This is a genomic window from Burkholderia sp. Ax-1719, assembly GCF_011753055.1.
Taxonomy (GTDB): domain Bacteria; phylum Pseudomonadota; class Gammaproteobacteria; order Burkholderiales; family Burkholderiaceae; genus Paraburkholderia.
In genome coordinates, this window is record NZ_VWWJ01000007.1 from 128,389 (window position 1) to 146,987 (window position 18,599).

The following is an 18,599-nucleotide window of genomic DNA, read 5'->3' on the forward strand; positions in this document are numbered from 1 at the left end:
TCGGGCCCGCCTTCGGTCAGCGCAGCGTCAGGCGCGGATGAATGGTTCGGCTTCTCGGTCATGATGTCAGTCGCTTGGTGTATCCAGTATCGATGCGTGCGCGTCGGGTGAAGTTCCGGCCAGGGGCGGCTATGCGTGAAGCATCACGCGGCGCGCGGCGTGCCCAGTCGCCTCACAAGTTCGGTCGCGATGTCGGGCAGCGGCAGGATCGCGCGCGCGGCATCCAGCGCCGCGGCTGCCTTCGGCATGCCGTAGACGGCGCTGGTCGCCTGGTCCTGGGCGATCGTATAGCAGCCCTTCGCACGCAGCGCCTTCAGGCCGATCGCGCCGTCGCGTCCCATGCCCGTGAGCAGCACGCCGATCGCTTCGCCCTGCCAGTTCTCGACCACGCTATGAAAAAAGGTGTCCACGGAGGGGCGGTACGGCGTCTCGGCAGGCTCGCGAGTGTAAGCCAGCTTGCCGTTCGCTGTCATGCGCAGATGATCGTTGGTCGCCGCCAGCAGCGCCTCGCCGGGCGTCGGCCGGTCGCCTTCGCGCGCGATGCGCACCTTGAGCGCGGTCTGCCCGTCGAGCCAGTCGGCCATTCCCACGGCAAACGACTGATCGACGTGCTGCACGATCACGATGCCCGCATTCAGCCCGGCAGGCAGCGCGCCCAGTACGGTGGCCAGCGCCGTCGGTCCGCCCGCCGATGCGCCGATCGCCACCAGCGGCGCCAGCGCGCCGCTGCCCGCAGCGAGCGAGGCGGGCGCGCGCGTGGCCTCGGTCACGCCGTTCACGCGGCCAATCTGGTCGATCTTGGCGAGCAGCAGATCCATGGTGCTGCGCGCGTCCGGACCCGCGAGCGTGGGTGTATCGACGGCGTCGAGCGCGCCCGCGCCCATTGCCTCGTACACGCGCCAGGCATTCGCGCCCACGCTGCTCGTGACGATCAGGATCGGGCACGGCGAGCGCGCCATGATGCGTCGCGTGGCCTCGACGCCGTCGATCTTCGGCATCACCAGATCCATGAGGATCACGTCGGGCTGCTGGGCCGCGCAGAAGTCGACGGCCTGCTCGCCGTCGGCCGCCACCCATAGCACGCGATGCCCGGGCCGCGCCGCAATCGCATGGCGCAGCGCCTCGACCGCGAGGGGCATGTCGTTTGCGATACCGATGTTCATCAGGTCGCCTCTCCGATCAAATCGTTCACGGCGTCGAGCAGCGCTTCGTCGTGGAAGCTGCCCTTGGTCAGGTAGTAGTCGGCGCCGGCGTCGAGGCCGCGCCGCCGGTCGTCTTCGCGGTCCTTGTACGAGACGATCATCACGGGCACGTTGCGTTGATGCGGGTCGTTACGAATCATCGTGACGAGTTCGATGCCGTCCATGCGCGGCATGTCCACATCCGTGATGACCAGATCGAACTGGCCATTGCGCAGCGTGTTCCAGCCATCCATGCCGTCCACCGCCACCGTCACCGCATAGCCGCGTTTTTCGAGCAGCTTGCGCTCCAGCTCGCGCACGGTCAAGGAATCCTCAACAACGAGAATGCGCTTGCGTTCACGCGCGGCGGTGTTCGCACTGCGCGTGACGCCCGCAAGCTGCCCTTCGCGCACGAGCCGCGCCACCGAAGCGACGATATCCTCGACATCGACGATCAGCGTCACGGTGCCGTCTTCGAGCAAGGCGGCCGCGGCCACGTTGCGCACCTTGCCGATGCGCGCATCGAGCGGCTGCACCGCGAGCGTGCGCTCGCCCGCGAAGCCATCGACGGCGATGCCGTAGAACGCGGCGTCGTGACCCGTGCCATCGCTGATGAGCAGCACGCTCACGTCGCCCGAAGCATTGGCGGCCGCCGTGGCGTCGCTCGCGCCGAGCAACTGGCGCGCCGTGACGAGCCCGATCGGCCGCCCTTCGTGAATGATGTGCTGTTGGCCTTCGAGCATGTCGATGGACTCGCGCGGCACGCGCAGCGCACGCCGCACATGCGCGAGCGGAAACGCATAAGCCTCGCCCGCGACATCGACGATCAGGCTGCGCAACACCGAGAGCGTCAGCGGCAGTTGCAGCACGAAACGCGTGCCGCGTCCTGCCGTGCTTTCGATGCGCACGGTGCCGCGCACGGCCTTGGCGAAGTTCTGGACGGCGTCCAGACCCACGCCGCGCCCGGACACATCGGTGACGCGCTCGCGCATCGAAAAACCCGGCAGCAGCAGGAACTCCAGCAACTCGGGCTCGGACATGGTGTCGACCGCATCGGCCTGCGCGAGACCGCGCAAAACAATCGCGCGCTTGAGCGCGGGCATGTCGACGCCCGCGCCATCGTCGGCCACGGCGATCAGCAGCTTGCCCGCACTGTGGCGCGCTTCGAGCGTGAGCGTCGCTTCCTCCGGCTTGCCGAGCAGCAAACGCGTGCCGGGATCTTCGATGCCGTGATCGAGCGCGTTGCGCAGCAAGTGGCCGAGCGGCGCGTCGAGCATTTCAAGGATGTCGCGATCGACCTGGGTGTGCTCGCCGTCGATGACGAAGCGCACGCGCTTGCCGAGCGAGCGCGCCAGGTCGCGCACGATGCGCGGATAGGCGTGCGCCGTGTCGCTGAACGGCCGCATGCGGCATTCGAGCGCCGAATCGTAGAGGCGTTGCGCGAGCTGGGTGCCGCGCCGGTCGATGCGGTCGAGGTCGTCGAAGCGTTCGGCCAGCTGTCCGCCGAGCGCCGACAACTGATCGCGGATCGCGGCGAGCGCGGCGCGTGCGTCGGGGCCGAGCGTATCGCCGTGGTGCTCGCTGAAATTGCCGAGCGCGGCGAGCACGTCGCCCTGGGCGTGGCGCACGCGCAGCAGGCCGTTGGCGAACGGACGCATGCGGCGCGACTCCACCAGCGATTCGCCCGCCAGACCCAGCAGCCGGTCGAGCGTGCCTGCGCGCACGCGCAGCATGCGGTCGCCGTCGCGTTCGCGGCGCGCGGCGGTGGTCTGGGCTACGGGTTGCGTGGCCGCTTCAGCGGTCACTGCGACAGCGGGTTCGGCAAACTCGCTGATAGCTTCGCTGGTCTCTTCAAAAGCCGGCGCGGCTGCCTTCGGCGGCTGAACGCTCGCGAGACTCGCGGCGAGCAAGGCTTCCGGATCGAGCGGCGCGGCTTCGACTGCGACGGGCGCGGCAGCAGCAGTCGAACCGCCCTTCGCCAGCCGCTCGACAAATCCATCCACCACATCGCGCGCAAGCGGTGGCGCGCTCGCATCGCCCGCCGCCATCAACAGATCGATGCCGACCAGCAGCGTGTCGATGCGCCCTGCATCAACCGTCAGCAAGCCATGCTGTGCGGCCACGAAGCAATCCTCCATCGCGCTCGCCACATCGACGGCCTCGGGCAGCCCGACGATGCGCGCCGCGCCCTTGAGCGAATGCGTCGCGCGCATGCAGGCTTCGAGCGTGGCGGCGTCGCTGGGTGTCGCTTCCAGCGCGAGCAGGCCCGCCGCGAGCGTGCGCGTCTGCGTCTGCGCTTCCTCGCGGAACAGGTCGAGCAGCGAGCGGCGGCTCAGTTCGTCGTCGCTCATCACAGGCTCCGGGTCAGCGCGCCGAACAGCGCATCGGGTTCGAGCACGCCCACCGAGCGGCCGCGCCACGGGAACACGCCGCGCACGTTACGCCCCGCCGCGTGGGCGAGCGTGGCGGGCGCGGGCAGCAGTTCGTCGGCGCCAAAATAGGCCACGCCTTCGACATCGTCGACGGGGAACGCCGTCATCTCGCCGTCCCATTCCGTCACGAGCAGACGCGGCGTGGCGATGCGCGCGCCGGTGTTCGCGGCGACTGGCGCGCTCGCATCGATGTGCAGCAGTTCGGCCAGCGAGGCCGCCAGCGTCAGCACGCCGCGCACGTTCACGACGCCGAGCACCGCCGGGCTGCGTCGATGCGGCAGCGAGTGAATCGGCCGTGCTTCGCCCACATAGCGCAGCGCGGCCGCCGTGAGCGCGAGCCATTCCGCGCCCACGCGGAACACCAGCGAACCGTCGCGGCGCGCGGTGCTGGCTTGCTCAGCATGGGTCTGGGGCGTGGATGGCGCGGCGGTTTGCGCCGGTCGATCGAGCATGCGCGCAGCGGCCTGCTCGAAGACGGGGCAATTGAGGCAGCGCACGTACTGCGCGAGGCGCTCGCACGAGTTGTCGCCACGCACGCCGATGCGGTTCCAGCAGTCGTCGAGCGGCGCGGCGTGAACGACCGTACCGTCCTGAGAGAAGTGAGCGTCACGCATTGGCGTCTCCCGGGCCGCGCGGCGACGCGCGTTCGGCGCGGCGCATCAGGCGGCGTGCGGCGTCGGCGTCGCCCTGTACTTCGAGCAACGCGGCCAGATGCGTGAGCGCCTCGTAATGGCCGGGCTCCAGATAGAGCGTCTTGCGATAGTGGCCGAGCGCGAGCGCGGCTTCGCCCTGCGCGTCGGCGATCAGACCGAGCAGATACCACGCTTCGGCGTCGTCGGGCGCGGCCTGGGCATGCTGCGCGGCAGCGTGCGCGGCGGCGTCGAGCGAACCGGCATCGGCCAGACGGCGGGCTTCGGCAAGCGTCGGGATGTTTGGCGTGGCTTTCGGGGCCGTGGAGGCGGGCATGGCGAACGGCATCGGTGCGCGCGGCACGGCCGTCTTGACCGTCGTCTTGGCGGCAGTCGTTACGGGCAGCGCAGCGGCGCGCGCAGCCGGCACACCATGCAGCGGTCTGAGCGATGCGTGCGGCGATGCGTGCGATGGCAGATTCGTCGTCGCGGCAAACGCCGCCGCGTCGTGACCAGGCCGCACGCCATTCGCCGACCACGCCAGCCGATCCGCGGCCTGGGCAGCCAGCGCGCCCTCGCCGCCGGTCCAGCGAAACCCGAACGCCAGCGGAATCTGCGCCGAGGCGAATTCATGGCGCATCATCAAACCCGTTTCCGCCGGGCCGACAAAGATCATCCCGCCATCGGCGAGACGCGCGCGCAGCAGACCGATTGCACGGTCCTGGGCCTGGCGGTCGAAATAAATCAGCACGTTGCGGCAGAAAATAAAGTCGTAGCGCACGGGATGCGCGGCCAGCCACTCGAACAGATTGGCGCGCTCGAAATGCACCGCGCGGCGCACCGCATCGGCCAGTTGCCAGCCTTGCGGCGGCGCGTGGAAGTAGCGCTCGCGAAACTGCAGCGCGTCGCCGCGAAACGCATTGCGGCCATACACGCCGCGCGCGGCCGCCTCAATCGAAGCCGAGCTGATGTCGATGGCGTCGATGCCGAACTGCTCGTGCGTGAACCCCGCGTCCATCAACGCCATCGCCGCCGAGTACGGCTCCTCACCCGTCGAGCACGGCGCGCTCAACACCCGCAGCACTTCGCCGGGATGCGTCACGAGCCGTTCCATGCCACCGCGCGCGAGCGCCGCGAAGGCTTCGCGTTCGCGGAAAAACCAGGTTTCCGGCACGACGAGCGTGTCGATCAGCGCCTGGCGTTCGGCGGCGGTGGTCGTCAGCACGGTCCAGTAGGCATCGTGCGCGGCATCGGCGTGCGGGGTGTCTTCGGCGGCTGTTGCAGCAGCGCGCGCGGCGACGGCGCGTGCGAGCGCCTGCGCGCCGAGCGATTCGGCGTCGATGCCGGTTTCCTCCAGCAGCCAGTTCGCGAAGCGCGCAAGACTCATGGCGCGCGCTCCGTCGGCGCAGCGTGGGTGACGGACTGTGTAGCAGCGTCGTCAGCGCCCTGCCAGGTCGGCGGATCGGGGAACAGCAACGCGCGCACGCGGGCGTCGAGCAGTTGATCGACCTTCACCCATTGCACGAAGCCGTGTGTGTCGCGCGCGACCGGGCCGAGCCAGCGCGCCTCGGGCGTGGCGATACCGCCTTCGGCAAAATCGCCGGGCGCGAAACTCTGGGTGCGCGTCGCGCATTCGAGCAGCAATGCGAGGCGGCGCGGCTTCAGCGTGCGGGGATCGGCGCGGTCGTTCACCAGCACGAGGCGCGTGGACATCAGTGCATGCGCGGGGCGGCCAAGCGCAAGTTGCGCCATATCGACCACCGGCACTGGCGCGCCGTCATGATCGATCACGCCCGCGATGAACGGCGGCGTGCCCGCGAACGCGCGCACCGGCTGCAAGGGCAGCACGCGCACGATTTCGCGCGCATCGAGCGCGTAGCGTTCGCCGTCCAGCTCGAAGACGAGAAAAAGCATCGCCGCTCCGTTCAGGGACAAGCCGGACTCGATCGGTCCAACGATCGGCCCGACGTCACGCTTCGATCCGGAAACGCGAAACGCCCGTGCGCAGTTCGTTGGCCACGAGCGTCAGATTGTCGATGGCCTGCGACGACTGGCGCAGCGACTCCGCCGTCTGCTGCGCGGCCTCGGACAGCTGCGTGAGCGCCTGGGTGATCTGCTCGGCGCTGGTGGCCTGGGCCTGCATGCCGTCGTTGACCACCTGGAAGCGCGGCGCGAGCGTCTGCACCGCGCCGATGATCTGCGAAAGCTGCGCGCCCACCGCCTGGACGTCGTGCATGCCGCGCCGCACTTCCTCGGCGAATTTGTCCATGCCCATCACGCCCGCCGACACCGCCGACTGGATTTCCTTGACGGTCTGCTCGATATCGAAGGTCGCCACGGCGGTCTGATCCGCAAGGCGGCGGATTTCGGTCGCCACCACGGCAAAGCCGCGACCATACTCGCCAGCCTTTTCCGCTTCGATGGCGGCGTTCAGCGAGAGCAGATTGGTCTGATCGGCCACCTTGGTGATGGTCGCCACGACCTGGTTGATGCTGACGGCCTTCTCGTTGAGGATCGCGAGCTTGGCGTTCACCGAACCCGCCGCTTCCATCACACTGCGCATGGTGTCTTCCATATGCGTGAGGCCGCTCTGGCTGGTCGAAGCCAGTCCCGCCGATTGTTCGGCCACCGTCGCCACTTCGCCCATGGTGCGCACCAGATCGCGCGCGGTCGCGAAAATCTCACGCGAGGTTGCGCCGATTTCGGTGGTGGTGGCGGCCGTTTCGCTGGCCGTGGCCTGCTGTTCCTTCGACGTGGCGGCCACTTCGGCCACCGAGGTCGTCACCTGCAGCGAGGACTTCTGCGCCTGGGCCACCAGACTCGCGAGTTCGTCGCTCATGCGGTTGAAGCCGTCTTCCAGCACGCCGAATTCGTCGCGGCGGCCCAGTTCGAGACGCTGCGCCAGATTGCCCATGCGCATGGCGTCGTGCACTTCGACGAGGCGCGCCATCGGCCGCGTGATCGCGCGATGCAGCGTGTAGCCGGTCGCCAGAGCCGCCAGCAGCACGATGCCGAGCGCGCTCGCCAGCGTGATTTCCGTGCCCGTGACCGAAGTGCGGATGGTTTCGGCGGAAACGTCGGCCTGCTTGCGGTTTTCCTCGACGAGCGTGTTGGCGGAGGCAACCACCTCGCGCCAGACCGCGTCCAGTTGCACGAAGGCGGCTTGCGCTTCGCTGCGTTTGGCCGGCAGGTCGTGCACCACCGTCATCAGCTGCGGCAGGAAACGGGCGTAAGCATCGCGAAAGTGTTGATAGCGCGCGCGGTCATCGGCGCGGTAGACCGACGCCTCGTAGTGAGAGGCGTTCTGCTCCACCTGGCTCAACGCGGCGGGGAGTTGTCCGAGCACGCGCTCAATGCCGGCGGCGTCCGGCTCGACGAAGGCGGCGCGCTCGACCAGCGTATAGGTCTGGTTCGCGGCGGCGCGCACCGAAGTCGCGTAGAACAGGCCCGGCACGGAATCGTGCGTGAGGCTCAAGGCTTCGTCGTCGATGGCGCGCAGGCGCTCCCACGAGATCGCGGCCGTCGCCAGCATCAGCACGAACAGCAGGCCGAAGCTAAGGACGATGCGCGTACCGAGTGTGTAGCGACCCTGGGTCTGACGGGGCAGTCCGGCTGAACCGGTACGGGGCATGGCTGTGCTCATTACGCGTGGGCTTATCCGGTTGGCGTGAACCGGCGCCGGGCGCGCGCAACGAATTCAGACCGTACAAACTCGGCGAAAGGATTGCGGGCGGGCGCACGGCGCGGGCAAGGCCCGCGCATGCGGGCTTCCGGGCCGTAGTGTAATGCGTTTGCGCACTTTTATGGGATGAGGGAAGTCGGGGATGTGGTTGCCGCGCCGCGTGCCGATAACCCGGCGCGGCGGCGCTCTGCCCTTATCGTCTCAATCTTGACGGGGATTTTCGGGACAAATCCGTCAGGCCGACTTGCGCACGAAGCGCGTCACGGCGTCCACCACCATCTCGCGATGACGCGCACGCAGACGCGGATGCGAGGGATCGCGCCCGAACGCCGCGCCGAAGGTGTGGCGGTTGCCCACGCGATGGAAACACATCGAGCTGATCAGCAAATGCAGGTCGATGGGATCGATGTCTTCGCGGAACACACCGGCGCTCACGCCGCGCGCAAGCAGATCTTCGATGGTGCGGATCACGCTGGCGTTGCGGGTGCGGAACGTCTTGAGGCGCTCGATGTATTTCGCGCCGTGGATGTTCTCGATGGTCACGAGGCGCACGAAGTCGCGATGGCGGTCGTGATAGTCGAAGGTGAATTCGACAAGACGTTGCAGCCCTTCGTCCGGACCGAGTTCGTCGATATGCAGGTCCTGCTCCAGCGCGCGGATGTCGCCGTAGACCTTGTCGAGCACCGCTTCGTACAGCCCTTCCTTGCTGCCGAAGTAGTAATACAGCATGCGCTTGGTGGTGTTGGTGCGCTCGGCGATCGCGTCGACGCGCGCGCCTGCGAGGCCCATCGCCGAAAACTCGGCGGTCGCCACGTCGAGGATATTGCGTTTGGTCTGCTCGGGATCGTACTTGCGCCGGCTTTCGGATTGAGCGTCGTTACGTTCGGCCGAAGCCGCCGGTCTTGCCATAATTATTGTGTGGACCGCGAGTAAGGAAGGGATGCGGCTGATTCTAGCATGGCCCTTGCCGGGCCTTACCAGGCTGGGCGGGCCGCTCGTCCGGGGCAGCCCGCCCATGCGTCAGGTTCGAATCAAAGCTCGATGCGCTTGATGTCGCCCACGATGAAGATATAAGACGCCGCGCCGATCAGCGCGATCGTACCGATGAAGGCCAGCGCCCAGACGAACGAACCCGTTGCGCCCACGATCATGCCCACCACCAGCGGCGTGATGATGCCCGCGAGGTTGGCGGCCAGGTTGAAGATGCCGCCCGTGAGACCCAGCATCCCGGCCGGCGCGATATCCGACACCAGCGTCCAGCCCAGCGCGGCCATGCCCTGGGCGAAGAAGGCCACCGAAAGAATCACGATCACGGCCACATTGCTTTCGACGAAGTTGGCCAGGATGATGCTCGACGCCAGCAGCAGACCGGCGATGATCGGCAGCTTGCGGGCCACGTTGGCCGACACGCCACGGCGCAGCATCCAGTCCGAGAACGTGCCGCCGAACATCACGCCAATCGACGCGGCAATGAACGGCATGATCGCGAAGAAGCCGATCTTGAGCCACGCCATGTGACGCTCGGTGGCCAGATAAGTCGGGAACCACGTGAGGAAGAACACGAGCGTCGAGTTGCCGGCGAACTGGCCAAGACAGATGCCCGCGAGCTGGCGCTTGCGCAGCAGCTTGCCGGCCATGCGCCAGTCGAAGCCGCCCTTCGCCTTGCCTTGCGCGCCTTCCTGCTGCGCCGCTTCGACCTTGCGCTCATGCTTCGCCAGGCCGCCGCCTGCCTCAATATAGTCGAGTTCCGCGCGGTTGGCCGCCGGGTGATCGTGCGGTTCGCGATAGAACGCCCACCAGATGAAGCCAAACGCGATGCCCACGCCACCCACCACGTAAAACAGCGAGCGCCAGCCATACGCGCCCATCAGCGCGAACAGGAACGGGCTGAAGAACGCCAGGCCGATGTACTCGCCCACCGTATAAGTGCCGGTGGCGAAGGCGCGTTCATGCTGCGGAAACCAGGTCGCCACCACGCGGCTATTGGTCGGAAAGCACGGCGATTCAGCCGCGCCCAGCCCCAGACGGCAGGCGAACAGCGCCCCCACGCTGCCGATGAAACCCTGCACCAGCGTGCAGAGCGACCAGAGCGTCATCGAAAGAAAATAGGTGACCTTGCTGCCGAAGCGGTCGAGAAACACGCCGCCCGGGATCTGCGCGACCACATAGCTCCACGAAAACGCCGAGAACACCAGCCCCATCAGCGCGGCATTGATGCCCAGTTCCTTGGTCAGCTGCGGCGCGGCGATGCCGAGCACCGTGCGGTCCAGGTAATTGATCATCGTGCCGACCGCAAGCAAACCCAGGATGCGGTAGCGCGCTTTCGTGCGGCGCAGCGCGCCCTGTGCGGGTGCGGCAGCGACGCCAGGCGCGTCGCGCCCCGTGGATACGGGTGGTGCCATTTCTGTCTCCTGATCCTAGTGCCCTTGGAAGGCTCGTTGTGGTCTTTGTGTTGTTGCTGTTTTAGCCAGCGTCTTGCGCCAGCATGGCTTGCAGATGCGCGTACATGCGTTCCGCATCGGGCTCCATGCCAGTGAACAGCCGGAATGCGTCCACTGCCTGGTACACCGCCATGCCGCCGCCGCTGAGCGTGCGGCAGCCGCGCGCCTCGGCGGCTTCGAGCAGCGCTGTGCGGATCGGGAAATAGACGATGTCTGCGACCCACAAACCCGCGTGCAGATACTCGGCGGGCAGCGGCAGGCCGGGCAGCTTGGCCATGCCTGTAGGCGTGCAGTGAATCAGGCCAGTGGCGCTGGCGAGCGTCGTTTCGAGCGTGGCGCTCGTGCCCGCATTCACGCGCGCCGACGGGAAACGCGCCTGCAATTCTGCCGCCAGCGTCGCGGCGCGATCCGCATCGACATCGAACAGCGTGAGCAGGCGTGCGCCCATCTGCAAGGCTGCGTGCGCGACCGCCGCGCCCGCGCCACCCGCGCCCAGCTGCACGACCGCTTCGAGCGAGACGTCCGGCAAGCCGCGCCTGAACGCGGTCGCAAAACCCGACCAGTCGGTGTTATGGCCAATACGCTTGCCGTCGCGGAACAGCACCGTGTTCACCGCGCCCAGTGCGCGCGCGTCGTCGGAGAGTTCGTCCAGCAGCGGAATCACCGCCTGCTTGCACGGATACGTGATGTTCAGGCCGTCGAAGCCCGCGCGCTGCGCCGCGAGCAGCAGTTCCGGCAGATTGTCGATCGTGAGGCCAAGCGGATCGAGATCGAGACGGCGATACACATAGTTGTAGCCCAGTTCGCGGCCTTCTTTCTCATGCATCGCAGGCGTGAGCGAACCGCCGATGCCCTTGCCGATCAGCCCGCACAGGAACGAGCGCGGCTTCAGCGGATTGTTCTGTTCGCTCATTGCGCCCCCTTCTTTGCCGATGCGGCTTGTGCCGCGAGCAGCGTTGCCATGCGTTCGAGCGCCAGCACATACCCTTGCGTGCCGCAGCCCACGATGATTCCCGAAGCCACCGCCGAAACAAACGAGTGGTGCCGGAACGCCTCGCGCTGATGCACGTTGGAAATATGCACCTCGATCACCGGTTTGGCGACGGCCGAAAGCGCATCCGCCAGTGCGACCGATGTATGCGTGTAAGCAGCAGGATTGATGACGATGCCGTCGATTTGCGTGCGCGTTTCGTGCAGCCAGTCGATCAGCTGATGCTCGGCGTTCGACTGACGAAAGTCGATCGAAAGATTGAGGCGTTCGCCCGCCTCGCGGCAGCGGTTCGCCACATCGTCGAGCGTTTCAGCCCCATATATCGCGGGTTCCCGCGTTCCCAGCAGATTCAGATTCGGCCCGTTGAGGACCAGTACCGACGGCAATTGCATTACACGCTCCACTACGACGTCTCGAAGGCGCGGTCTTTGCGCTCGATCGTGCTGCATGACTTCATGCATGCGGCCGATCGGCACACCCGACGCATGGCCGCCAGTGTGCCGCGCACACGCCTGCCGGTCACCCTGGGGTTTCCCAGAATTTGTACTAACTAGTTAGTTTGGCTATTCTTGCGACACTCCTGCGGCGCGGGCCGTCCCCGGACCGGATCGCGGGTTCTATGCTTAACGTTATTGCCGCTGTATTGCCACCGCTGTATCGCCACAAAAGCTGCCACGCCATGATCCAGACGCCCCAAGCCCCTGCTGCCTCCGCTCTTTCCCCTCTGTGCCGCTCGATCGCGACCGTCTCGATCAGCGGCACGCTCGCGGAAAAGCTTGCCGCGATCAGCGCGGCCGGCTTCACGGGCGTCGAGATCTTTGAAAACGATCTGCTCTATTTCGAAGGCTCGCCCGCCGATGTGCGCCGCATGGCCGCCGATCATGGCCTCGCCATCGTGCTCTATCAGCCGTTTCGCGATTTCGAGGGCGTGAGCGCCGAGCGCCTCGCGCGCAACGTCGAACGCGTCAAGCGCAAGTTCGACGTGATGCACGAATTGGGCACCGATCGCCTGCTGGTATGCAGCAGCGTCGCGCCCGATGCGATCAACGACGATGCGCTCGCCATCGATCAGCTTGGCGAGCTTGCGAAAGCTGCCGCCGAAGCTGGCGTGGTGACCTGTTACGAGGCGCTGGCCTGGGGTCGCAACGTCAGCACCTATCGTCACGCCTGGAAGCTGGTGGACGCAGTGAATTCGCCGAATCTCACGCTTGCGCTCGACAGCTTCCATACCTTGTCGCTCGACGATACGCCCGATGCGATTGCGTCGATTCCGGGCGACCGCATCGGCTTCGTGCAGATCGCCGACGCGCCGAAAATGCAGATGGACGTGCTCGAATGGAGCCGCCATTACCGCTGCTTCCCGGGTCAGGGCGACTTCGCGCTTGCCGATTTCACGGCGCAGGTGGTCAAAAGTGGCTACAAAGGGCCGCTTTCGCTCGAAATCTTCAACGATGGTTTCCGCGGCGCACCCACGGCGGCAACGGCAGCGGACGGCCATCGCTCGCTCGTGTTGCTCGAAGCGCTGACGCACGAAGAGCTGGCGAAAAACGGCGAGCAGGTCGACGCCACGCTCTACACGCCGCCCGCCCCGCCCGCGCATACGCAGTGGCAATTCCTCGAATTCGCGGTCGATGCCGCCGCACGCGAACGCGTGGCCGATCTGCTCGGCAAGCTGCATTTCCGCCGCGCGGGACAGCATCGCTCGAAGGATGTGACGCTCTATCAGCACGGCTCGGCTGCCATCGTGCTGAACGCCGAGCCCGATTCGTTCGCCGATGCCTTTTTCCAGCGTCATGGTCTGTCGCTGTGCGCCTCCGCGCTGCGTGTGGACGATGCGCGCCTTGCGCTCGAACGCGCAGCGGGCTTCGGCTACCAACCGTTCTCGGGCCGCGTGGGTCCAAACGAACGCGTGGTGCCGGCGGTCCAGGCACCGGACGGCAGTCTTAACTACTTCGTTAACGAGGAACCGGGTAAGCCGACCCTCTTCGAAGCCGACTTCGTCCTCACCGATGTGGATGGTCCGACCGAAGTTGGCCCCATCACGGGCATCGATCACGTGAGCCTTTCGCTGCCCGCCGGATCGTTCGATTCGTGGGTGCTGTTCCTGAAATCGGTGTTCGGGTTGCAGGCCAGCGCCGCTGTGCTGGTTCCGGATCCTTACGGCCTCGTGCGCAGCCGCGCCCTTTTCAGCGCCGATCGCGGCCTGCGCGTGGTGCTCAATGCCTCGGTCGACCAGCACACGGCCGCAGCGGAAACCGTGCGCGCGTATCACGGCACGGGCCTCAATCACGTCGCGTTCAGTACCGGCGACATCTTCCGCGCGGTGACGGAATTCGAAGCGGCGGGCGTACCACTGCTGCGCGTGCCCGCGAATTACTACGACGACCTCGAAGCGCGCTTCGCCATGCCCGCCGATTTCCTCGACGCACTGCGCCAGCACAACCTGCTCTACGATCGCGACGAAAAAGGCGGCGAATTCCTGCACGCTTACACCGAAACGCTCGACCAGCGCTTCTTTATCGAACTGGTCGAACGACGCGGTGGCTACGATGGCTACGGCGCGCCCAACGCCGCTGTGCGGCTCGCAGCGCAAGCGCGCCAGCGTGCCAAAGCCGCTCAGAATCAGGCCAGTGAGCAAGCCAAATAAACACGCTTCAATGGCGAGCCTTCACGCATAAGAAGGCCGCCGCCAACATCATTACAAGAACCTGAGACCCGGTGCCGCGCAGGCGGCCCACCCCGCACGAAGCCGAGAAAATTCGTGCGGATCGATTCAAAACAATAAGCAATCCTGCCTTTTACATGGAGACGCACAACGATGAAGAAGACTGGCTTCGGCCCCGGCATTTTCGTAGCGGCGGGCGCCGCGCTGATCGCTAGCCCGGCATTCGCCCAGAGCAGCGTGACGCTCTATGGCGCGGTCGATGATGCAATCACCTACGTCAACAACCAGAACGGTCACTCGAACGTCTACCTGCGCCAAGGTAACGTTTATGCCTCGAAATTCGGCCTGCAAGGTAAGGAAGATCTCGGCGGCGGCACCTACGCGATCTTCGATCTGCAGAACGGTTTCGATCCCAATAGCGGCGCGCTGCAGTCGAGCGGCCTGATCTTCAACCGTCAGGCATATGTAGGTCTGAAGAACGACCAGGCGGGCCAGGTCACGCTCGGCCGTCAGTACACGCCGTATTACCAGTTCGTCGGCCCGCTCACGGGCAGTAACTGGCTCACCGGCGCAACCGGCGCGCACCCCGGCGATATCGACGGTCTGGACACCACGATCCGCATCAACAACTCGGCGATCTATACCTCGCCGATCTGGTACGGCTTGCAGGCCAGCGCCATGTACGCGTTCGGCGGCATCGCGGGCAGCACCGGCAAGGGACAGACCTGGAGCGCGGCGCTGCGCTACAACAATGGTCCGCTCGCGCTCGCGGCCGCGATCCTGCGCATGGACAACGCCGCGCTCACGAGCGGCTTCGACACCTCGTCGACGGCGAGCTTCGGCAAATCGTCGCTGAACACCGGCTATGTGTCGGCGCGTGCGGTGCAGCATGTGGCTGTGGCGGGCAACTATACGATCGGCAACCTCATGCTGGGCGCATCGTATTCGAACGTCGAATACCTCGCGGGCGGCAAGTCGGTGTTTGCCAATACCGCCGTGTTCAATACGTGGGCGGCGCTCGCGACCTACCGCTTCGCACCGGCCTTCGACGTGGGCGGCGGCTTTGCCTACACGCTGGCATCGAAAGCCAACGGCATCACCAGCGCCGCGCGCTACGAGCAGGTCTCGCTCAAGGAGACGTATCACCTCTCCAAGCGCACCTCGCTCTATGCCCTGCAGGGCTATCAGCACGCGAGCGGCCAGACGCTGGGCGCGAACGGCGCGGGCGATATCGTCAATGCGAGCCCGGCGGTGGGCGATTCGCAGAACAGCACGCCGTCGAGCACGCATTCGCAGTTCGTCGGCATGGCGGGTATCGCGCTCCTGTTCTGATTCGCCCGGCATCACGTGTCAATCTGACGCAAAAGCCGCGGCAGCCGCATGGGGCGCGGGCCGCGGCGCATCCGCGGTGACTTGACCCGGCGCATCGTTGCCATGCTGGTGCAACGGCGCCGCGCGTTGTGCGACACTGTTGCGTCTCGAAAGGGCCGCCGCCATTGCGGCGCGCCCAACGCGCCCCGCCTCTTTACACGCACCATACCGACGATGTCGCGAAGTATGCAAACGACATCGCCCGGTGTGATCTTTTCCGGCGCAGCGCGCGAGGCTCACGAGCCCAACCCATAGCGCACATCCATGCCGGACATCCCCATATCCCCCTTAGGCGCGGTTCATCCTCGCCGCCGCGGTCTCGCCATCACGCTGTTCTTCCTCGTCATCGCAATCGGCGCGATCTACGTTATCGATCATCTGTTCGTCGATCTGCGCGCGGTGCAGGAAAGCTCGGCGTTGCCCTTCGTGCTGCTTGGCGTTGCGCTGATGATCGCGCTTGGCTTCGAGTTCGTGAACGGCTTTCACGACACCGCCAATGCGGTCGCCACCGTCATCTACACGAATTCGCTCGAACCGCATCTGGCCGTCGTGTGGTCGGGCATGTGGAATTTCCTCGGCGTGCTGGTGTCGAGCGGCGCAGTGGCGTTCGGCATCCTGCAACTGCTGCCCGTCGAACTGATCCTGCAGGTGGGCAGCAGCGCGGGCTTCGCGATGGTGTTCGCGCTGCTGATCGCGGCCATCATCTGGAATCTGGGCACCTGGTATCTCGGTCTGCCTTCGTCGAGTTCGCATACGCTGGTGGGCTCGATCATCGGCGTGGGCATCATGAACCAGTGGATCCGCGGGCCGTCGGGCACCTCGGGCGTCGATTGGGCGCAAGCGGCGGGCGTCGGCAAGGCGCTGCTGTTCTCGCCGATCGTGGGCTTCGTGCTGTCCGCTGTCTTGCTGCTGGTACTGAAGTTCGTCGTGCGCAAACCCAGTCTCTATCAGCAGCCCGAGCCGAACAAACCGCCGCCGTTCTGGATTCGCGCGCTCCTGATCGGCACCTGCACGGGCGTGTCGTTCGCCCACGGTTCCAACGATGGGCAGAAAGGCATGGGCCTCATCATGCTGATCCTGATCGGCGTGGTGCCCACCGCTTACGCGCTCAACAAGGCGGTGACGCCGAGCGAAACGGAAGCCTTCGTAGCCGCCGCGCGCGCGGCGTCGATCACCCTCGTGCACTACATGCCCGCCGCCCCGTCGATCGCGCCGCCCGCCGATCCGCGCGCCGAAGTGGAAGCCTATGTGCGCACGCATCGCCTGCAACCGGCTACGCTGCCCGCCTTGCGCGCGTTGACCGATACCGTTGCGGATCAGGTGAGTTTGTCCGGATCGATGGCCCAAGTGCCGCAAACCATCGTCGACAATGTACGCAACAATATGTACGTCGCCTCCGAAGCCATCCGCCTGATGGAAAAAGCGAAAACGCCCGCATTTTCAGCCGCGGACGCCGCCACGCTCGACGACTTCCGCAAGCAGATGGATCACGCCACCAAATTCATACCGACGTGGGTGAAGGTCGCGGTCGCCATTGCGCTGGGTCTGGGGACGATGGTGGGCTGGAAACGCATCGTCGTGACCGTGGGCGAGAAGATCGGCAAGCAGCATTTGACCTATGGACAGGGCGCGTCCGCCGAAGCCGTGGCGATGCTCACGATCGGCATGGCGGACGTCTACGGCCTGCCCGTTTCGACGACGCATGTGCTCGCCTCGGGCGTAGCCGGCACGATGGCCGCCAATGGCTCCGGGCTGCAATGGTCGACGGTGCGCAATCTCGTGCTGGCCTGGGTACTGACGTTGCCCGCTTCGATTGCGCTCTCTGCGGCGCTGTACTGGATATTTCGTCAGGTCTTCTGATCAATCGATGAAGCCGGCGCGGTGGCGCTCAAATGCGCCCCGCGATTTCCGCTTCGACACGTCTGCGCAGATCGCGCACGACGCCGGCGGCGGGCACGAGCCACCATGTCGGCGCCTGCACGCCGAAGTCCCACGCGATACGCGTTGCGCCCGCGCCGGCGGCTTGCGCGCGACAGCGGAACGTCACGGTTTGATGCGCATCGCTTTCGCCATGCGGTTTGGTGGAATAGCGCAACACGGCCTGTAGCGCGAAACTCGAATCGTCGGGTGAGAGCGCGCCCGTCTCGATCTGCCAGCGTGCGCCATGACGCCCGGTGCCACGCAGCGCAGCGCCGACGCGTTGCCAGGTCTCGCGCGCGGGCAGCGGCACACCATGCACGCGGCCCGCGCGATCCGCACGATGCAGGGTGCGCTGCGACCACGCAAAGCCGCCCGCCAGCACAGCGCCCACGACAATCAACGCGGCTTGCAGCAACACCGCAAGCCAGCGCCACGTGCCCGTCGCGTCGAACACACTGAAGACGAGCCGATGCGCCGCCACGAACAGCACGATCAACACCACCACTGCGCCGCTGAGCGTCATGAGCCAGCCGCGCGATGGATCATCGAAGCGCGCAAAGAAGAAGTTACGGATGGGATGGCGCGCGATGGGCGCGAGATCGTGATCGGCCGGCGTTTCGGCGGCTTCTTCGACGGCAGCCAGATTCTCGGCCTCCAAAGCGGCCTGCTCGTTTTCGCGCCAGGCGGCGTGGGCGGCGCGCTCGCTTGCCACGTCGTCGCGCAGACGCACGATCTCGCCGATCAAGCGCTCGCGCTCGGTCTGCATGCGCGCGATTTCGGCCAGCGCACGCAGTCTGTCGCGCTGCAGTCCGTCCAGTTCCCCATGCAGGCGCTCGCGACGCACGTCCAGTTCGCGCATCTGCTCGCGCACGCGCAAAAGTTGCGCATCGCCGAGCGCCGTGCCGCTTGCGGGCGCTTCGTGATGCACGGCCCAATACGCTTCCAGCACCTCACGCGCTTCCTTGATGCGCTTGAACTGCTCGTCGGCCCAATGCAGCGACGCGGCCGTGGGATGCCGCCACTTGTCGGGATGGAGAATCTGCGCGAGTTGTCGATAGTTGTGCTTGATGTCGGCCGCACTGGCGCCGGGCTCGAGATCGAGCCGGTAATACAGGCGGTCGTAGTCTTCGTGGTTCCTTGGGTCGGTAGCGGGCATGACCTAAGTATTGAATGGTTTCCGATGGCTTTGTTCAGTCGAATCACTGCACTCGGCACAGATGGACGCACAACTGGGCGCACAACGGCAGCGCAACGATATTGTCCCAAAAGGTATATCACGCATGCGCT

14 protein-coding genes are annotated in these 18,599 nt (G+C 66.1%); 3 read left to right on the forward strand and 11 right to left on the reverse strand.

What is annotated here, in order from left to right:
- Nucleotides 1-143: 143 nt before the first annotated feature.
- The 10 genes from F3J17_RS15615 to aroQ all read right to left on the reverse strand — a co-directional run bounded on the left by F3J17_RS15615 (nucleotide 144) and on the right by aroQ (nucleotide 11,748).
- Nucleotides 144-1,163 (reverse strand): chemotaxis response regulator protein-glutamate methylesterase, encoded by a 1,020-nt coding sequence (locus F3J17_RS15615; RefSeq protein ID WP_167060073.1) that lies wholly within the window; start codon nucleotides 1,161-1,163, stop codon nucleotides 144-146.
- Complete coding sequence (locus F3J17_RS15620) at nucleotides 1,163-3,535, reverse strand: hybrid sensor histidine kinase/response regulator (protein ID WP_345891205.1); 2,373 nt, start codon at nucleotides 3,533-3,535, stop codon at nucleotides 1,163-1,165. Before F3J17_RS15620 ends, F3J17_RS15615 begins: the two co-directional genes overlap by 1 nt.
- On the reverse strand, nucleotides 3,532-4,227 hold the full coding sequence (locus F3J17_RS15625) for a chemotaxis protein CheW (protein ID WP_167060077.1): 696 nt from the start codon (nucleotides 4,225-4,227) through the stop codon (nucleotides 3,532-3,534). Before F3J17_RS15625 ends, F3J17_RS15620 begins: the two co-directional genes overlap by 4 nt.
- Entirely contained in the window at nucleotides 4,220-5,629 is a 1,410-nt protein-coding gene (locus F3J17_RS15630) for a CheR family methyltransferase (protein WP_167060080.1), read from the reverse strand. Before F3J17_RS15630 ends, F3J17_RS15625 begins: the two co-directional genes overlap by 8 nt.
- A complete protein-coding gene (locus F3J17_RS15635; protein ID WP_167060082.1) occupies nucleotides 5,626-6,156 on the reverse strand; it encodes a chemotaxis protein CheW in 531 nt (176 codons plus the stop codon). The genes F3J17_RS15630 and F3J17_RS15635 overlap by 4 nt, the downstream gene beginning before the upstream one ends.
- A gap of 55 nt (nucleotides 6,157-6,211) precedes the next feature.
- Complete coding sequence (locus F3J17_RS15640; RefSeq protein WP_167060084.1) at nucleotides 6,212-7,885, reverse strand: methyl-accepting chemotaxis protein; 1,674 nt, start codon at nucleotides 7,883-7,885, stop codon at nucleotides 6,212-6,214.
- 273 nt (nucleotides 7,886-8,158) lie between these two features.
- Nucleotides 8,159-8,833 (reverse strand): TetR/AcrR family transcriptional regulator, encoded by a 675-nt coding sequence (locus F3J17_RS15645; RefSeq protein WP_167060087.1) that lies wholly within the window; start codon nucleotides 8,831-8,833, stop codon nucleotides 8,159-8,161.
- 122 nt (nucleotides 8,834-8,955) lie between these two features.
- The gene (locus tag F3J17_RS15650) at nucleotides 8,956-10,326 is read right to left on the reverse strand and encodes an MFS transporter (protein ID WP_167060089.1); all 1,371 of its coding nucleotides are present in this window, start codon (nucleotides 10,324-10,326) and stop codon (nucleotides 8,956-8,958) included.
- Nucleotides 10,327-10,387: 61 nt separating this feature from the next.
- A complete protein-coding gene (locus F3J17_RS15655) occupies nucleotides 10,388-11,278 on the reverse strand; it encodes a shikimate dehydrogenase (RefSeq protein ID WP_167060091.1) in 891 nt (296 codons plus the stop codon).
- Nucleotides 11,275-11,748: a type II 3-dehydroquinate dehydratase gene (gene aroQ / locus F3J17_RS15660; RefSeq protein WP_167060093.1), complete on the reverse strand. Its 474-nt coding sequence runs from the start codon at nucleotides 11,746-11,748 to the stop codon at nucleotides 11,275-11,277. The genes F3J17_RS15655 and aroQ overlap by 4 nt, the downstream gene beginning before the upstream one ends.
- Before the next feature lie 332 nt (nucleotides 11,749-12,080).
- Here aroQ and F3J17_RS15665 point away from each other — a divergent pair, with 332 nt between their 5' ends.
- From F3J17_RS15665 to F3J17_RS15675, 3 genes are all read left to right on the forward strand, one after another.
- Complete coding sequence (locus tag F3J17_RS15665; protein WP_167060491.1) at nucleotides 12,081-14,003, forward strand: sugar phosphate isomerase/epimerase and 4-hydroxyphenylpyruvate domain-containing protein; 1,923 nt, start codon at nucleotides 12,081-12,083, stop codon at nucleotides 14,001-14,003.
- Nucleotides 14,004-14,174: 171 nt separating this feature from the next.
- Nucleotides 14,175-15,353 (forward strand): porin, encoded by a 1,179-nt coding sequence (locus F3J17_RS15670; RefSeq protein WP_167060096.1) that lies wholly within the window; start codon nucleotides 14,175-14,177, stop codon nucleotides 15,351-15,353.
- Nucleotides 15,354-15,656: 303 nt separating this feature from the next.
- Nucleotides 15,657-17,252 carry an inorganic phosphate transporter gene (locus F3J17_RS15675; RefSeq protein WP_167060098.1) on the forward strand — a complete coding sequence of 532 codons (1,596 nt, stop codon included), beginning with the start codon at nucleotides 15,657-15,659 and terminating at the stop codon, nucleotides 17,250-17,252.
- A 28-nt stretch (nucleotides 17,253-17,280) separates the two neighbouring features.
- Here F3J17_RS15675 and F3J17_RS15680 read toward each other — a convergent pair whose 3' ends face one another.
- Entirely contained in the window at nucleotides 17,281-18,468 is a 1,188-nt protein-coding gene (locus tag F3J17_RS15680) for a J domain-containing protein (protein ID WP_167060101.1), read from the reverse strand.
- Nucleotides 18,469-18,599: the final 131 nt, after the last annotated feature.

Coding starts and splice junctions, on each gene's coding strand:
- F3J17_RS15615 (WP_167060073.1), bottom strand. CDS start 1,163: ATGAACATCGGTATCGCAAACGACATGCCCCTCGCGGTCGAGGCGCTG.
- F3J17_RS15625 (WP_167060077.1), bottom strand. CDS start 4,227: ATGCGTGACGCTCACTTCTCTCAGGACGGTACGGTCGTTCACGCCGCG.
- F3J17_RS15630 (WP_167060080.1), bottom strand. CDS start 5,629: ATGAGTCTTGCGCGCTTCGCGAACTGGCTGCTGGAGGAAACCGGCATC.
- F3J17_RS15635 (WP_167060082.1), bottom strand. CDS start 6,156: ATGCTTTTTCTCGTCTTCGAGCTGGACGGCGAACGCTACGCGCTCGAT.
- F3J17_RS15640 (WP_167060084.1), bottom strand. CDS start 7,885: ATGAGCACAGCCATGCCCCGTACCGGTTCAGCCGGACTGCCCCGTCAG.
- F3J17_RS15645 (WP_167060087.1), bottom strand. CDS start 8,833: ATGGCAAGACCGGCGGCTTCGGCCGAACGTAACGACGCTCAATCCGAA.
- F3J17_RS15650 (WP_167060089.1), bottom strand. CDS start 10,326: ATGGCACCACCCGTATCCACGGGGCGCGACGCGCCTGGCGTCGCTGCC.
- F3J17_RS15655 (WP_167060091.1), bottom strand. CDS start 11,278: ATGAGCGAACAGAACAATCCGCTGAAGCCGCGCTCGTTCCTGTGCGGG.
- aroQ (WP_167060093.1), bottom strand. CDS start 11,748: ATGCAATTGCCGTCGGTACTGGTCCTCAACGGGCCGAATCTGAATCTG.
- F3J17_RS15670 (WP_167060096.1), top strand. CDS start 14,175: ATGAAGAAGACTGGCTTCGGCCCCGGCATTTTCGTAGCGGCGGGCGCC.
- F3J17_RS15675 (WP_167060098.1), top strand. CDS start 15,657: ATGCCGGACATCCCCATATCCCCCTTAGGCGCGGTTCATCCTCGCCGC.
- F3J17_RS15680 (WP_167060101.1), bottom strand. CDS start 18,468: ATGCCCGCTACCGACCCAAGGAACCACGAAGACTACGACCGCCTGTAT.